This window comes from Salinicoccus sp. HZC-1 (assembly GCF_046736035.1).
Classification (GTDB): Bacteria; Bacillota; Bacilli; order Staphylococcales; family Salinicoccaceae; genus Salinicoccus.
On record NZ_CP177130.1, the window covers coordinates 2,165,314 to 2,180,179 of the forward strand.

The 14,866-nt window shown below is 36.9% G+C and carries 16 protein-coding genes, 2 pseudogenes and 2 riboswitches; of the genes and pseudogenes, 4 read left to right on the forward strand and 14 right to left on the reverse strand.

The genetic code is table 11. The features are described from left to right. Positions 1-233: 233 nt before the first annotated feature. The 4 genes from ACKRAT_RS11350 to ACKRAT_RS11365 all read right to left on the reverse strand — a co-directional run bounded on the left by ACKRAT_RS11350 (position 234) and on the right by ACKRAT_RS11365 (position 2,893). Positions 234-1,238: a HesA/MoeB/ThiF family protein gene (locus ACKRAT_RS11350; protein WP_069854480.1), complete on the reverse strand. Its 1,005-nt coding sequence runs from the start codon at positions 1,236-1,238 to the stop codon at positions 234-236. Continuing rightward, complete coding sequence (locus ACKRAT_RS11355; RefSeq protein WP_115885531.1) at positions 1,238-2,005, reverse strand: thiazole synthase; 768 nt, start codon at positions 2,003-2,005, stop codon at positions 1,238-1,240. Before ACKRAT_RS11355 ends, ACKRAT_RS11350 begins: the two co-directional genes overlap by 1 nt. A gap of 1 nt (position 2,006) precedes the next feature. Further along, on the reverse strand, positions 2,007-2,207 hold the full coding sequence (gene thiS / locus ACKRAT_RS11360) for a sulfur carrier protein ThiS (protein ID WP_026859297.1): 201 nt from the start codon (positions 2,205-2,207) through the stop codon (positions 2,007-2,009). Positions 2,208-2,302: 95 nt separating this feature from the next. Continuing rightward, positions 2,303-2,893, reverse strand: a complete 591-nt coding sequence (locus tag ACKRAT_RS11365) for a thiamine phosphate synthase (RefSeq protein WP_026859296.1) — start codon at positions 2,891-2,893, stop codon at positions 2,303-2,305. A gap of 72 nt (positions 2,894-2,965) precedes the next feature. Continuing rightward, positions 2,966-3,075, reverse strand: a riboswitch (TPP riboswitch). Positions 3,076-3,310: 235 nt separating this feature from the next. Further along, a riboswitch (TPP riboswitch) is annotated at positions 3,311-3,413 on the forward strand. A 105-nt stretch (positions 3,414-3,518) separates the two neighbouring features. Here ACKRAT_RS11365 and ACKRAT_RS11370 point away from each other — a divergent pair. The 3 genes from ACKRAT_RS11370 (at position 3,519) to ACKRAT_RS11380 (ending at position 6,000) form a co-directional block, all read left to right on the forward strand. Next, the gene (locus ACKRAT_RS11370) at positions 3,519-4,268 is read left to right on the forward strand and encodes a 3-oxoacyl-ACP reductase (RefSeq protein WP_069854476.1); all 750 of its coding nucleotides are present in this window, start codon (positions 3,519-3,521) and stop codon (positions 4,266-4,268) included. A 12-nt stretch (positions 4,269-4,280) separates the two neighbouring features. Then, positions 4,281-5,588: an NtaA/DmoA family FMN-dependent monooxygenase gene (locus ACKRAT_RS11375; protein ID WP_411842511.1), complete on the forward strand. Its 1,308-nt coding sequence runs from the start codon at positions 4,281-4,283 to the stop codon at positions 5,586-5,588. Positions 5,589-5,727: 139 nt separating this feature from the next. Beyond that, the gene (locus ACKRAT_RS11380; protein WP_411842512.1) at positions 5,728-6,000 is read left to right on the forward strand and encodes a hypothetical protein; all 273 of its coding nucleotides are present in this window, start codon (positions 5,728-5,730) and stop codon (positions 5,998-6,000) included. Positions 6,001-6,291: 291 nt separating this feature from the next. Here the strand turns inward: ACKRAT_RS11380 and ACKRAT_RS11385 are convergent, their stop codons facing one another. Next, complete coding sequence (locus ACKRAT_RS11385) at positions 6,292-6,540, reverse strand: NAD(P)-dependent oxidoreductase (protein WP_411844451.1); 249 nt, start codon at positions 6,538-6,540, stop codon at positions 6,292-6,294. A gap of 168 nt (positions 6,541-6,708) precedes the next feature. Between ACKRAT_RS11385 and ACKRAT_RS11390 the strand changes: the two genes are divergently transcribed. Beyond that, the gene (locus tag ACKRAT_RS11390; RefSeq protein ID WP_411842513.1) at positions 6,709-8,514 is read left to right on the forward strand and encodes a M3 family oligoendopeptidase; all 1,806 of its coding nucleotides are present in this window, start codon (positions 6,709-6,711) and stop codon (positions 8,512-8,514) included. 362 nt (positions 8,515-8,876) lie between these two features. On the opposite strand, the gene ACKRAT_RS11395 is transcribed toward ACKRAT_RS11390, so the two are convergent. The 9 genes and pseudogenes from ACKRAT_RS11395 to ACKRAT_RS11435 form a co-directional block, all read right to left on the reverse strand. After that, entirely contained in the window at positions 8,877-9,233 is a 357-nt protein-coding gene (locus tag ACKRAT_RS11395; protein ID WP_092599861.1) for a hypothetical protein, read from the reverse strand. Positions 9,234-9,265: 32 nt separating this feature from the next. Then, on the reverse strand, positions 9,266-9,412 hold the full coding sequence (locus tag ACKRAT_RS11400; RefSeq protein WP_158241174.1) for a hypothetical protein: 147 nt from the start codon (positions 9,410-9,412) through the stop codon (positions 9,266-9,268). 112 nt (positions 9,413-9,524) lie between these two features. Beyond that, positions 9,525-9,827 carry a putative quinol monooxygenase gene (locus tag ACKRAT_RS11405; RefSeq protein ID WP_012655943.1) on the reverse strand — a complete coding sequence of 101 codons (303 nt, stop codon included), beginning with the start codon at positions 9,825-9,827 and terminating at the stop codon, positions 9,525-9,527. A 73-nt stretch (positions 9,828-9,900) separates the two neighbouring features. Beyond that, positions 9,901-10,419, reverse strand: coding sequence for a type 1 glutamine amidotransferase domain-containing protein (locus ACKRAT_RS11410; protein WP_092599864.1), 519 nt, complete (start codon positions 10,417-10,419; stop codon positions 9,901-9,903). Positions 10,420-10,560: 141 nt separating this feature from the next. Continuing rightward, positions 10,561-10,688 (reverse strand): annotated as a pseudogene (locus ACKRAT_RS11415) (glutathione-dependent formaldehyde dehydrogenase); the annotation flags it as partial. A gap of 126 nt (positions 10,689-10,814) precedes the next feature. Further along, positions 10,815-11,675 (reverse strand): annotated as a pseudogene (locus ACKRAT_RS11420) (IS3 family transposase); the annotation flags it as partial. A gap of 32 nt (positions 11,676-11,707) precedes the next feature. Next, positions 11,708-12,247, reverse strand: coding sequence for a helix-turn-helix domain-containing protein (locus tag ACKRAT_RS11425; protein ID WP_411842514.1), 540 nt, complete (start codon positions 12,245-12,247; stop codon positions 11,708-11,710). Beyond that, the gene (locus ACKRAT_RS11430; RefSeq protein ID WP_411842515.1) at positions 12,225-12,380 is read right to left on the reverse strand and encodes a transposase; all 156 of its coding nucleotides are present in this window, start codon (positions 12,378-12,380) and stop codon (positions 12,225-12,227) included. Before ACKRAT_RS11430 ends, ACKRAT_RS11425 begins: the two co-directional genes overlap by 23 nt. Before the next feature lie 222 nt (positions 12,381-12,602). Then, positions 12,603-14,858: an ATP-binding cassette domain-containing protein gene (locus ACKRAT_RS11435; protein WP_411842516.1), complete on the reverse strand. Its 2,256-nt coding sequence runs from the start codon at positions 14,856-14,858 to the stop codon at positions 12,603-12,605. Positions 14,859-14,866 lie beyond the last annotated feature (8 nt).

Below are 14,866 nucleotides of genomic sequence, written 5' to 3' on the forward strand. Positions count from 1 at the left end.
ATCCCCACCATCTATGAAATGGCTTACTTATGATAACTCTCAGCTTATCACTTTATGATGCGGTTTTCTCTTAACGTTCCACCGAAATTTGTAATAAATAGTTCCTTCTGATTACCGTATCTTCACCTAATTCAACACCCTATAGAAATAACTGATGCCTTTTTAATTCTTTGTCTAGTATTTATAAAACAACATAAAAAACTCATCTATTTGAGATAGTTAACACTATATTTTTATACAGGATATTCACTCAGTTTCTCAATCATTTCATGATATAAAGCATTTGCTTCTTCTTTTCGAGAGATGCCATGAACATTCATTCTGCCATCTTTAAATAAGGTCAGCTTATATTTTTTATAAGTCAATAACTTAACAAATGCACTTGCCCTGATAGTTTTACCGGGCAGCTCCTGATTGAAAACCGATTCGTCGAACCTGAGTGTATATACACTTCCGCAATTAGATTGTACAGTGGCCAGCATATTTTTATTCAACTGTTCATATACCCGATTCTTACAGACCACACAGTCTTCATTCTTTAATTCATCTATATTTATCGTTTGAAAGCCGATTTTAAAAGTATCTACAGTAATGAGCTGCTTGGAAAAACCTTTTCCTGATAAATAACGAATGACTTCAGAAACTTCCATACTGGCAATGAGGGAAATTACAGGAGGAAGCACACCGTTGATTGCACAGCTTTCCCCCGTCGATGGCAGAGTCTCCATCAAACACTTTAAACATGGTCCTTTAAAATCAATCCCGTACACACTTCCCTTACTGCCTACAGCGGCACCATATACCCAGGGGATATCAAGCTTATGACAGGCTTCATTAATCAGAAATCGAATTTCAAAATGATCCATACTGTCTATTACAATATCCGGCTGATACTTTCTTAAGATTGCGGAGATGTTACTGGAATTTATTTCTGCATTGATCGGTACAATCTCAACATTACGGTTTATCTGACACAATTTTTCTTTGGCAGCATTAACTTTCAGCGTCATATCTTCTGCATCTTTTTCAGTATATAAAGCCTGACGATGCAGGTTGGTCATTTCAACAATATCCATATCGATGATGATGAGTTTACCTGCACCCATACGCACAAGCATTTCAGAAACGTGTGTTCCAAGTGCACCGGCGCCCATCACCATCAGTGTGGCTGACATCAGATTTTTTTGACTATTCTCTCCAAAGTCATTAAATTTCATTTGCCTGTCGTATCTTTCCATTAAAGAAACTCCAGTCCTTCAGCGGGACTTGAGGCCTGTGCAGAATACCTAACCGGAATACGTCCTGCATCATAACCCAGTACCCCTGCATCAATTGAAAGCTTCATCGCTTCTGCCATTTTAACCGGGTCTTTGGCATTCGATACAGCGGTGTTTAATAATACCGCATCTGCGCCCAGCTCCATAGCATAGCACGCATCTTTTGGTGAGCCGATTCCTGCATCCACAATAACAGGGATGCTGGATTGTTCTACAATATATCTTAAATTCAATGGATTATTAATACCGCGTCCCGTACCTATAGGAGAAGCGAGCGGCATAATCGCATGAACACCGAGTCTTTCGAGTCTTTTTGCAAGCACGACATCGTTTGAAATATATGGACAGACTGTATAACCTTTGTCCAGCAGTATTTGACACGCTTCGTATGTCGCAATTGGGTCAGGCAGTAATGTCTTATCATCACCAATAATCTCAACTTTAATCATGTCACAGACACCCGCATGTCTTGCGATTTCTGCGATGCGTACAGTTTCTTCCACTGTTTTCGCCCCTGCTGTATTCGGAAATGTCGTGTATTTTCTTAAATCAATATTTGCCAGCGGGTTGGGCAGGTCTTTATCAAATAAGTTCATACGTCTGACAGCGAAAGTCAGCACTTCTGTACCTGACGCTTCAATTGCTGCGGCCTGTATTTTCTCATCTGAGAACTTTCCAGTACCTAAAAATAGTCTTGAGTTAAATTTTAAATCCCCAATTTCTAACATATTATCCGCCTCCTACAAATTCTAATAATTCAAGTCGATCATTATTTTTCACTGCTTGTTGTTTAAATACACTTTTTTTAATCAATTCCCCATTGTGTTCCACTACAATACGATTATCATCTACATCCAGGTGGTCCAGCAGGGTAGCTATGGTAATATCCTTTTCAAAATAATGGAGTTCTCCGTTAACGGTGCACTGCATATTGTTTCATCCTTTCAAGTGATAGATTTTTAAGTACTGCGACAGCTGGGAAATGTATTAACCACATTATAATGTCTAAGCAATGTAGCATTTGCTTACATAAAATTTAATATTTGCCATTCTTCTTTTAATCTGGTGATTTGATTGGGTGATGCATCCATAAGTGCAGAAATTGCCGAGATACCACTGAAACCTGCCGGTAATTGATTGATAGTTGTTGAATTGATACCTCCAAGTGCAACGACAGGAATATCATAAGACAGTGCATCACGTACTTCTTGATGTGTACGCGGCGGCAAAGATTTCTTTGAACTCGATTCAAATATATGGCCGTATAATACAAAGTCGAGATGATTGTCCTGTGCTTTCTTGACAGATTCAGGTAAATGAGCAGACATGCTGACTGAAATATCCGGATGTTCTTTTTTATACGTTAATGCAGTTGGATCGTTTTCTCTAAAGTGGATGGCAGTTAAACGAAAAGATTCCAGCAATTTAGTCGAAGTATGAATGATGATTTTTTCTTTGGGAAAACCTGAATGAATAAGCTGACAAAGGAACGATGATAACTCGTTGTCGGACATGGGTGTACGAAGTAAAAGATAATCGATACAGGATGAAATCGTATTGAAATGAATAATATCCTTGGAAATTAATATCTTAAAATGTGTAATTGCAATAAGCATTATGTCACCCCTTAACATAAAAAAAAGCGCTGTTTTTCTATATAGAAAAACAGCGCAAGTATGTATCAACATATATTACTTTCGCCACTTTCCTACGCCAGTATGAACTGTATCAGGTTCCCGGAATCCCAAAGTCTACACTTTAATCTCAGCCTTTTTCAAAGACACTTCCAGTGGTCTTAACTATTTAATTTTCCAATCAATAACCTCAAGTTACTCTAAAAAGTTAAATATTGCAAATAAAATTAGATTTTAATTATGCTGATAACTATCTTTTTAACATTCACTCAATCATATAAAAACTTAAAAGCAGTACAGTTACAGAATTGAATTTGAATTGCGTTTGTTCCAATTCAAATAATTTGTGGTTTACTTGACGTATCTTTGTAAAGTACTACAATGATGTTAAATAGAATAGATTCGCACTAGGGGTGTTTATATAAACTGAGATGAGGGTAACCTCAGACCCTTTGAACCTGATCCAGTTAAAACTGGCGTAGGAAAGTGTTACATCGATACAGTTGTATATCTATGTCTTTGTGGACATATAATTTACTCTCGATACGTAACTTTCCTATGAAGGTTGCGTATTTTTTTATTTCAAAAAATTATAGGAGTGATTTATTTGACAAGAACAGTTTTAGTAACGGGAAGCGGAAGAGGACTTGGTAGCTATATCGTAAAAGCACTGAGTGAAAAAGGCTTTAATGTCATAATTAACTACAACAAAAGTAAGGAAGAAGCAGAGAAGTTACAAAAAGAAATTGGCGCACAAGCGATTGCGATTCAAGCGGACATTACAGACCGTGAAGCAGTTGAACAATTAGTAAAAAAAGGAACTGAACATTTCGGCCAGATTGATGTCGTTGTAAACAATGCACTCGTTAATTTTAAATTTGATCCAACCGCTCAAAAAGCATTTAAAGATTTAACTTACAAGGATTATGAACAACAGTTAGACGGGACACTAAAAGCTGCATTTAACGTATCACAAAGTGTAATGCCACAGTTTTTAGAACGTAAAGACGGTGCAATAATTAGTATTGGAACGAATCTATATCAAAATCCTGTAGTACCATATCACGAGTACACCACTGCAAAAGCTGCTTTAATTGGGTTCACCAGAAACGTTGCAGCAGAACTTGGACAGTATGGTATCCGTGCAAATGTTGTTTCTGGCGGTTTACTGAAAACAACAGACGCAAGTGCAGTCACAACACCAGAAGTATTTGATTTAATCGCACAGTCCACACCATTGAGAAAAGTAACAACACCACAAGACGTTGCTAATATGGTTGTTTATCTTTGTTCTGAGGCAGCAGATGGGATTACAGGGCAAAACATCACGGTAGACGGTGGACTTACTATGAACTAGGCGGTATATATTATGAATAATTCTAAACAGTTAAATATAGGAATTTTAATGTATGGTGTGGGTCATCATCAGGCAGCATGGTTAGAAGATGATTCGAGTGTCAATGAATTCACGACAATTGAATATTATGAAAATCTGGCAAAAATTGCAGAACGCGGAAAATTTGATGCCGTATTTTTCGCAGATTCACAAGCCTTCCCCGCAGATAGTGCAACAGAATTACCAGCGAGTTATTTTGACCCAGTTGTTGCATTAACTGCTATGAGTAAGGTCACAGATAACGTTGGACTTGTTTCAACTATTTCAGGTACATTTAATAACCCATTTACCACAGCAAGACAGTTACTCACACTGCAACACATAACAAAAGGACGCATGGGATGGAATCTAGTGACATCAATGACCGACCGCGAAGCACAAAACCACAGTATATCTAAATTACCTGAGCGAGCCGTTCGTTATAAGAAAGCGGATGAATTTGCTGAAGTCATGAATAAATTATTTGAATCGTGGTCAATTGAAAGCTACAATCCAGAGAAAGAAAATAACACAATTACTAAAAATAAAAATATTCAGCCATTCAATCACAATGGTGAAAACTTCCAAGTTAAAGGGCCGCTAACTTTACCTTTAAGAAAAGAGGGTAAACCAGTTGCTATGCAAGCTGGGGCTTCAAAAGAAGGTGTTGCACTTGCTGCGAAATATGCTGATGCCGTCTATTCAGTTTCTTGGAACTTAAGACAAGCAAATATTTATCGTGAAAAATTAAATCAAGCCATAAAAGAAAGCCGTCGTCCAAACAACTATATCAAAGTATTTCCAGGACTAGTGACTTACGTGGGTAAAACAAGAGAAGAAGCGCAAGAAAAGAAAGCAAAATTAGACAATCTACTTCCAATTGATACTGCACTTAATCAGCTCGAATTCTTTATTCAGCAAGATACAAAATCATGGAAACTCGACGAAAAAGTACCAAAATTGCCACCCGTCGAAGAATTCAAAGGACCTGTTGGACGTTATCAAACTGTTTTAGAAATTATAGAAGACAGAAATCCTACAGTCAGAGAATTACTCGGTTATCTTAAAGCTGGAGGTGGACATTTAACCCTCATTGGCACACCTGAAGAAATTGTCGACGAATTAGAAAGATGGATGAATGAAGGTGTCGCAGATGGATTTAACTTGATGCCTCCAACACTCCCAGGAAGTCTTGAAGACTTTGTCGACTTAGTCATTCCGGAAATGCAAAAACGCGGCATTTTTAGAAGAGATTATAACGGTGAAACGTTTAGAGAAATGCTGGAACTCGATAAATATTAAGCTGCATGATTCCTAGGTACACCTCAATTTTACGTTGTGTTTTTATATTGTGGCTGGGACATAAATATCTCCAGAAAAAATAATAACTTTTGAGAACGTATGTCCCCGAGCCCCAAGAGCGAAGGTTATAAAGGCTGAATTGCTTATTGATAACCCGGTAAAAGAGGATGAAGTCAAAACTCACAAAAAAACATTAACAGCTGAGACTCAGGTTTTCGCTTATATAAATCATTTTGCGGCAGACAGAGAAAATTTAATTATTCATTCCAATGTCAAAAAAGAAATCAGGGTTCAGAAAGTGAATAATTATATAATAGTATATTTGTTAATAGGTATAGCTTTCGGCCTTTTAGAAGTTTATTTTTTTAAAAACAAACAGATGAATAAATGGATTTACCATGCATTATTTTGATAGCTTCTACAGCTCTATCTATACCATTTAGTGTCACTCACTTTTGGTGCTAGTTTAATCCTATTTCAAGTTGTAGTACTTATGGGATTATATATAGAGGATTTGATAAATAAAAATAGAGAAAGTGATAAGATGAAATTTAAAGACTTATAATTCGAGAAATTTCATTGTATCTTGATACTTAACTCACCGTTCTAACAATTTAGGGCAGTGAGTTTATAACAAGTTTTCTTGTCATAATCAAATCTAGTTCCTGGATCACTTATGATACACTTCTAGTTATCCTCCAAACTAGTGAATGAACAAATTATACAGGTTGAATTTATATAAAGTAAGTTTGTCTATATTATATTCGACTATAAACGTAAAACATTTTCCAATATATAGCGTTAAGACTACATTCTCCATGCCAATTAAATTACGATTCATCTTTGACTCTTCATGGACATCAATCGCAGAACTTTTAATTTTCCTCTTTCTAAGCACTTCAACAAGAGTCATCTCATCTACAATCCTAACTCTTGCTGTGTTAATTAAAATCGCTTTTTCTCATTAGTTTAAATTCTACAAATATTGCTCTTATTTTTATCGTTAGCATAGGTGCATGCTCGGACTATTAATGTATATCAGCGTGATTAATGTTTCTCTACATTCATTTCCTGTATGATAAAAATAAATACAGTTTTAATTTAGAGAGGAAGGTAATTGATGAACTACAAAGAAAAATGGGATATGGAGAGTATATTTCCTGGTGGAAGTGGATCTGAAGCTTTCCAAAAACGATTATCAGAAGTAAGAGATAGTATTACAGCTTTTTCTCACGAACTCGATAATTGGGAGCTGGACGAACATTCAAATGATTTTACGTCACTGAAAGGAATCTTACAACACTATGAAAAAATTTCAAACGCGCTTGGTGAGATGGGGAGTTTTGCGAATGGTTTAGTATCTGCAGATGTTACCGATCAAAAAGCAATGCAGAATTTAAATGCGATTGCGAACTTACGTAAAGACCTCTCATCACAGAATATTATTTTAAATAAAAAGATCAGTGCACTGACTGAAGTTCAATTTAGCAAGCTGTTAGAGGAAGATTTCTTTAAACCGATGCATTTCCCGTTAGAAGAAATACGACAAAAAGAAAAAGATTTACTATCAACTCAAGAAGAAACAATCATCAATCATTTGTCACTAGACGGCTTACAGGGCTGGAATAATATGTACAATCAACTCGTCGCTTCTATTCAAATTCCAGTAACTGAAGATAATGAAACCGTTTATTATTCAGCCGGTCAATTTGAAAACAAGATGGAGTCAGAAGAAAATCCAAAACATCGTGAAAAACTTTTAAAAACTTGGGAAGAAACATGGAAGAAAAAAGCTGATTTATTCTCTACAACGCTAAATCATTTATCAGGATTCCGTTTAAACGACTATGAACTTCACGACTATAAAGATTATATGAAAGTACCACTAGACTACAACCGTATGGAAGAAGAAACACTTGATACGATGTGGGATACTATTACAAAAAATAAAGCACCTTTCAAAAAGTACTTTGAACGAAAGGCGCAACTAATTGGTGTTGATCAATTAGGATGGCTCGATGTTACAGCAAGTGTTGACGTAGGTGATTACACTAACAAGCGGTATACTTACAATGAAGCAGCAACGTTTATTATCGATAACTTTAAATCATTCAGTCCAAAAATGGCAGAGATGGCACATCGAGCTTTTGAAGAGCAGTGGATTGAAGCGGAAGATCGTCCAGGAAAACGTCCAGGTGGATACTGTTCAAATCTTCCTGAATCTAAACAGTCACGTATTTTTATGACGTTTGCCGGTAGCACAAGCAACGTGTCAACACTCGCACATGAACTCGGACACGCATTCCATAGTTATGTCCTGCGTGATTTACCACTATTTAACCAACGTTACGCAATGAACGTTGCAGAAACAGCTTCTACATTTGCAGAACTTGTCGTTTCAAACGCAACGATTGAAAATGCAAGATCCAATGCAGAAAAAATCAACTTACTAGATGAAAAAATTGCTAGAAGTGCGACTTTTATGATGAATATCCATGCACGCTATATCTTTGAACGCAATTTATATAATGAACGCCAACAGGGAACTGTAGACAGCAACAGACTGCAAGAACTGATGGAAGAAGCACAAAAAGAAGCCTATCAAGATGCACTTCGTTCATACCATCCAATGTTCTGGGCAACAAAGTTACATTTTCATATTACAGGTGTACCATTCTATAACTTCCCCTATACATTTGGATACTTTTTCAGCTTAGGTATATACAACCGTTTCTTAGAAGACGAAACGTTACTTGAAGATGACTATATTGCACTTCTTCGCGATACTGCGAGCATGACTACAGAAGACCTTGCTGAAAAGCACTTAAATGTTGACCTGAGAAAACCAGACTTCTGGCAAGAAGCACTGGATTCAGTGCATAAAGATATTGAAGAATTTTTAGAACTAACAGAATCACATGTTTAATTTATAAATGATAAGCCCATCTATAAGCTGACACCATGAATTTTAAAAAATAATTTTAGATGACTTCTAAGGTTTGAGTTCGGTAGAATACCAAGCTCAAACCTTATATATATCATGATAATATTATTAAATAGTTATATTTTATCTATTTATGATAATTTTCAGTGTATCGGTTAATCCTGAGATTCCAAAAGGCTCCATTAACCTCATTACTTGTGATACGATTGCCCTAACCAGTGATATTGCTAAAAAAAAAACGATATCAACAAAACGTTGATATCGTATTCTTATGCCACTGCTTAAATGTTCTTGCTTTATCATTATTCAAATATGAAGAATTGTAATTTCATCAATCATGAGCCTTACACTTTTATACTAGGTATAACATTTAACAGTGCATTTTTATTACTTTTATGCCAGTTATCTAACTCATTCTCTATATCTTGAAATATAGCTTTAAAAGCTTCCTGACTTGAATAATCAATAACAAATTCTTTTATAATATTATGGGTTTGTATATGGTTAAAATCTTTAAATACATTAGGCTTGCTGTTCATTATTGTTCTTGTTTCTTTATCTTCTACATCAATCAAAACGTGGAGTTTTGTGGGCAGCATAAACCCTTTTGATTCATAATCGCCTGCACCGATTTCATAATGAATTTTATATTTTCCCCAGCTGATATGGAAAAGCTGAAAATAAAAAGCTTTTGCCGTCACTTTTCTATATACATGAAAGCTAGTCTCTTCTTCTATAGCTGGAAAAATCTTTTTTCCAACTTTATCTTTTCAATTTTGTCTGCTAAAATGTCTAACTGTTGTTCTCCATTCTTCACAATTTCAGTCAATTCTGCTGAATGCTTACTATTGAAGAGCTCCCATTCATTATTCAACTCCATCGCTTCCCCTCCCTATAGGTGTTCCACTTTATATAGCTCACGCCAAAACTAATAATCAAAAAACTGCCATCCACTGTCTCAGGACAGATACGATGGCAACGATAATATGACTTTATTTAGGAAGCTTGGAAGCAAGGACGTCAATATTTTCAATCACTGGTGGCTCTACGAAAAGTTCAGGAGCTTTCTCCATCAATGCCGCAGCCACTTGACCAGAAAGGTGTGCTTGACGACCTGTGTCGTCCGGGAATGCGTCAAAGATTCCGAATGTCGTAGGTCCAAGTCGGATTGCAAACCATGCGATCGTTTCTGACTCCTCCTGAACCACAGGTAGGGCCCCACGTAGGAAGCTTTCAACTTCCGCTTCTTTTCCAGGTTTTGCTTCAAGTCGAACCAATAGCGCTACATTAACCATTTTTCTATCTCCTCCTCAAATTAGAAATTTCATCCATATAAAGTCTATAGTCTGCTAGGTGTTTGATTATATTCTATTTCAATAATGCTAATGATTCACGATTAAAATCTTCTAAGTCATCAGGTGTACGTGATGTTACGATACTACTATCTACAACAACTGATTCGTCTACTACTGTTGCACCTGCATTCTCTAAATCTTTACGTACAGATAAGTAACCCGTTAGCTTTTTACCTTTTAATAAATCTGTATCGATTAATAACTGTGGTCCGTGACAGATTGCAAATACAGGTTTTTCATTAGCAACAAATCCTTTTGTAAATTCACCGAATCGTCCTTGCTCATCACCACGTAACATATCTGGTGAGAATCCGCCTGGAATGAATAATGCATCGAAGTCATCAGGTTTAACGTCATCGATTGCTTTATCAATCGTTACTTCAGTATTCCCTTGTTTACCTTTTACTGTACTACCAGCTTCTTTACCAATAACAGTAATTTCATGTCCTTCTTTTTCAAAAGCCTCAGCCGGGCTCGTAAATTCTATATCTTCAAATAAATTGTCTAATACTACTGCGATTTTCTTAGTCATAATATAAATTCCTCCTAATTTAATAGTGAGTTCGTCATCAATATGTGAGAACTATAATTCTATTTTACCTTTAATATATACACATTAAAAATATATTGCTCAATTATATCAAACTACTTAAACGTTTAATTTTATGAATAATTACTCCGGTTTAAATACGACTTTAATATTTCTCGTTTTTCATCAAATACTTTATAAGCCTCATCGGCTTTTTCTAAAGGAAAAATATGTATGATAATTTCAGTAGGATCAAATACTTCATCTTTTAAATCACTATCTGCCACAACAAAAGAAGAAAAAAAAGATTTATCAGCTATGATCTGACCCCAGTTGGGTTTACAAATGAAATAATATAAATGTTTCCCTCCAGAGAATCTAGATTCTCTGGAGTTTTTTTATGCGGCTAATGCTCTAAATTCCAACGGACTCAACCCCTTGAATTTGTGCTGAGGCCTGCGGTGGTTGTAGAACTCGATATACCACATAATATCTTTGATGATCGTGTGATAGGTGTCGTAATACTTCTGTTTGCGTTTGACATGGAACCGTTCAGCTTTGATCTTGCCCCAGAAAGCCTCCATTGGTCCATTATCAATGCATTTTCCCACCCGGGACATGCTCTGGCACATTTGCTGGGCCTCCAAAATTTTTTTAAAGCCAAAAGAGGTGTACTGGAATCCCCGGTCACTATGCACCAATGGCGTCGCATCCGGACATTTTTGGATCGCCGCTTTAAACGTATCGAAGACGAGCTGATTATTATTAGAGCGTCCGAATTTGTAGGCGATGATACTATTATCATACAAATCGATAATGGCACTGAGATAGGCTTTTTCTCCACTCAGCGCTTTAAATTCCGTCACATCGGTTAACCATTTCTCGTTCACGTGGTCGACATTGAAATCCCGGTCTAATATGTTTTCAGCGACCTGTTGCGGTGTGTGTGGCATATACTGCTGCTTTTTGATCCGGGTCACCGACCGTAAGCCCATCTGTGTCATCAGCCGGTAGATGCGTTTCTTATTATAGTGCGTCTGATGTGCTTTGTTGATTTCATAACACATCTGACGATAGCCGTATATGCCCTCTGTTTCGACATAGAATTCGGCTATCCTTGACGCAATCCAATCGTTCTCTGTTTCAGAAGCCGATGCACTGCGTTTCTGATACTGATAGTACGCCTGTCTTGAAATACCCGCCGCCCGGCATAATTCAGAGATGGAGTAGCCTTCATTATGCAGGGCTGTGATGGCAGTGTGAAGTTGATGACTCTGAACCCGGCTGTATTTTAGTTCCTCTCGAGTTCGTCCAACTTTTTTAGCAGGGCATTTTCCACTTCAAGTTTTCGCTTGTCTGCTCTGAGTTTTGAAATCTCCCGGTTTAGTTGTTCCGTTTCCGTCAGCTGATCTTCTGATTTCCTGCGGCCGCGTTTATCTTCGAGTCCCATTTCACCATATTCCCGGTATTTTATCACAATGGTGCGCGCCTGCTGGTAGCTCACATCAAACCGTTCAGCCAGTTCTCGGTAACTGACATCCCCCTGAGCATGATGTTTTGCGATCTCAATCCGTTCCTGAACCGTTGTTTTCCGTCCTTTAGTCAATGGTGAAGCCCCCTCTCTCGTCGTTCTTATTTCTTCACCATTATTGTAACGTATAATCCACTGTCGTACAGTTGTTTTTGACGGTATATCGTATTTGCATGCGAGTTCATAAATGGAAATACTGCCCGTCTGATACTCTTTTGCGACCATTTCTTTAAATGCGCGGGTGTAGGTTCTGTGTTTCTTTCGTTTCTTTAATCCCTCAGCCCCATCCATGCTTCTCATATTTTTCCTTCCATTCTCTCACTGATTTAGGATTCACCGGATATGTTTTACATACATGGCTTATCGGTGTCCCTTTATTCAATTCTAGAACGATTTCCAGCTTTTCTTCGGCCGAAAAATGTCTGGTAGTCATAAAGAACCCCCTCCAGGTTTACAGATGTTTTATTTCATCTGTAAACCTGGAGGGGGTCAAATCACTATGTGAATACCTATTAATTCACTATCTTTATTAAGGATAGGGCACATATTGCCCAAACGAAGTATCAGCTTAGTATATCTTCTTACTACATATACTTGCTTTTACTTTACCATCACTAAAAATATCTTACTTTTTTCACTACTAAATACACTCCCTTTATTTTTGAATGTAATTAGATAAATGTTTCCCAGTTACGCTATCTTGTATGCTAAGGACACCTTCTGGGTAACCACTGTATAATAATCTTCCTCCTTGTTGACCAGCAGCTGGTCCCATATCAATTAACCAGTCTGATTCTGTCATCATTGACAAGTTATGCTCGATTAGAACGACGGTATTACCTTCATCCACTAATTGATTAAATAATTCGATCAGCACATGGATATCCCTTTGATGTAACCCTGTTGTTGGTTCATCAAAAATAAAGATGTGGTCAGTCACTTGATTGATTAAATACGCACTGAGCTTTACACGTTGAATTTCTCCACCTGAAAGTGTGTCCAATGATTGTCCAAGTGTCATATAGCCTAGACCAGTGGCAGCGAGGGATTTTAATATCTCCAGAATTTTATGATGTGTATTGAAGTAATTTATTCCTTCTTCCACCGTTAATTGTAAGACATCTGCAATAGAGTAACCATCTACTTTAGCATCTAGAACTTCCTGTCTATAACGTGTTCCATGACATACTTCACAAACTTGTGAAAAATCAGGCATAAACGCAAGTTCTGTTTTAAGAATTCCTTTTCCTTTACAGTTTGGACAAGCACCTTCAGAATTATAGCTGAACATACTTTTCTTTAGCCCTGTCTCCTTACTGAAAAATGCTCGTAATTCATCAAATGTATTGGTATAAGTTAATATATTTGAACGATTTGAAGCATTAATAGCTTTTTGATCGATGAATATAACATTTTTAATCTGTTTAAACCCAGTTTTTATGAGCGTACTCTTACCAGAACCAGCAACCCCTGTAATAACAGAAATAGCATTTTTAGGGAGATACACTTCAACATTTTTGACGTTATTTTTTGTAACTGGACCGATATGAATCATTTCTTGAGATGACCTTGGAACTTTTAGTTGATGTTTTTCTTTGAGTTCTTGTCCAGTCGCAGTGTGGGAGTCGAGAAGTTGATCGTATGTTCCTTCAAATGTAATTCTACCCCCATTTTTACCGGCACCTGGTCCTACGTCAACAATGTGATCTGCAATCTTAATAATATCAGGATCGTGTTCAACCACAATAACTGTATTTCCTTTATCCCGAATAGACATAATTATGCGATTGATATTTTCAATATCTTCAGGATGCAGTCCAACACTCGGTTCATCGATAATGTATACGAGATCGGTCAGTGGGCTACTTAAATGACGAATAAGCTTAATACGCTGAGATTCACCACCTGATAATGTAGGTGTTTCTCGACCAAGTGTCAAATAACCAAGTCCAATATCAACTAGAGATTGAAGTTGCTGTTTAAGCGGCTTTACAATATATGCAGCTGTTTTATCAGTAAGATAGTCTAAAAACAGGATATTTTCTACGATACTTTGATTTGTAAAATCAGCAATATCTGCACCGTTAATTTTGCAGCTTAAAATACGTTGATTTAAACGTTTTCCGTGACAGTTAGGACAAACCATTGTCGTTACAACACGCTCATATTCATCCGGCCACCTGCTCTTTTCATAGCCATCATTAATAATAAACAGTCGCCTGAATCGATAGACGACCCCTTCATATTTTGCAGTACGGGGCCATTCTTCAGGAGGATTGGTCAGTTTGGTCGGCTCTAAATAAAGTAATTGATGCATCTCTTCCTTCGAATAATCTTTCAGCTTCTTATCATTATCAAATAGACCCGAATGCGTATAGCTTTTACCACGCCAGTGATCTGGTCCGAATGTAGGAAAATTAATTCCATGTTCGTTTAAAGATTTGTCATAATCCAGCAATTCATCGATATCAATTTCCTCGACATATCCTAAGCCTTGGCATCTCTCACACATTCCTGCCGAATTATTGAATGAAAATTCATTTGAATATCCGACAAATGGTTGACCAATACGAGACCATAGTAGACGAACAGCAGAATAAATGTCGGAAATTGTACCTACTGTAGAGCGCGAGTTACCACCAAGTCTTTTCTGACTAATGACCATTGAAACAGGAAGATTTTGAATGGAATCTACATCAGGTTTCTCATAATGAGTTAATTGATTCTGTATATATGTAGAATAAGTTTCATTGAGTAGACGCTCAGATTCAGCTGCAATCGTACTAAATACTAATGAAGATTTTCCAGATCCTGATTTTCCTGTAAAAACGGTCAATTGATGCTTTGGAAGACTTAACGAAACATTTTTTAAATTATTTTGTCGTGCACCTTTGATGATGATATTTTTCATCCCAAACT

Excerpts from the sequence above, each read along its gene's own strand:
- ACKRAT_RS11350 (WP_069854480.1), bottom strand. The coding sequence starts at position 1,238 with ATGGAAAGATACGACAGGCAAATGAAATTTAATGACTTTGGAGAGAAT.
- ACKRAT_RS11425 (WP_411842514.1), bottom strand. The coding sequence starts at position 12,247 with ATGAGAAGCATGGATGGGGCTGAGGGATTAAAGAAACGAAAGAAACAC.
- ACKRAT_RS11405 (WP_012655943.1), bottom strand. The coding sequence starts at position 9,827 with ATGGTTAATGTAGCGCTATTGGTTCGACTTGAAGCAAAACCTGGAAAA.
- ACKRAT_RS11400 (WP_158241174.1), bottom strand. The coding sequence starts at position 9,412 with ATGGAGTTGAATAATGAATGGGAGCTCTTCAATAGTAAGCATTCAGCA.
- ACKRAT_RS11365 (WP_026859296.1), bottom strand. The coding sequence starts at position 2,893 with ATGCTTATTGCAATTACACATTTTAAGATATTAATTTCCAAGGATATT.
- ACKRAT_RS11390 (WP_411842513.1), top strand. The coding sequence starts at position 6,709 with ATGAACTACAAAGAAAAATGGGATATGGAGAGTATATTTCCTGGTGGA.
- ACKRAT_RS11355 (WP_115885531.1), bottom strand. The coding sequence starts at position 2,005 with ATGTTAGAAATTGGGGATTTAAAATTTAACTCAAGACTATTTTTAGGT.
- thiS (WP_026859297.1), bottom strand. The coding sequence starts at position 2,207 with ATGCAGTGCACCGTTAACGGAGAACTCCATTATTTTGAAAAGGATATT.
- ACKRAT_RS11435 (WP_411842516.1), bottom strand. The coding sequence starts at position 14,858 with ATGAAAAATATCATCATCAAAGGTGCACGACAAAATAATTTAAAAAAT.
- ACKRAT_RS11410 (WP_092599864.1), bottom strand. The coding sequence starts at position 10,419 with ATGACTAAGAAAATCGCAGTAGTATTAGACAATTTATTTGAAGATATA.
- ACKRAT_RS11430 (WP_411842515.1), bottom strand. The coding sequence starts at position 12,380 with ATGACTACCAGACATTTTTCGGCCGAAGAAAAGCTGGAAATCGTTCTA.
- ACKRAT_RS11375 (WP_411842511.1), top strand. The coding sequence starts at position 4,281 with ATGAATAATTCTAAACAGTTAAATATAGGAATTTTAATGTATGGTGTG.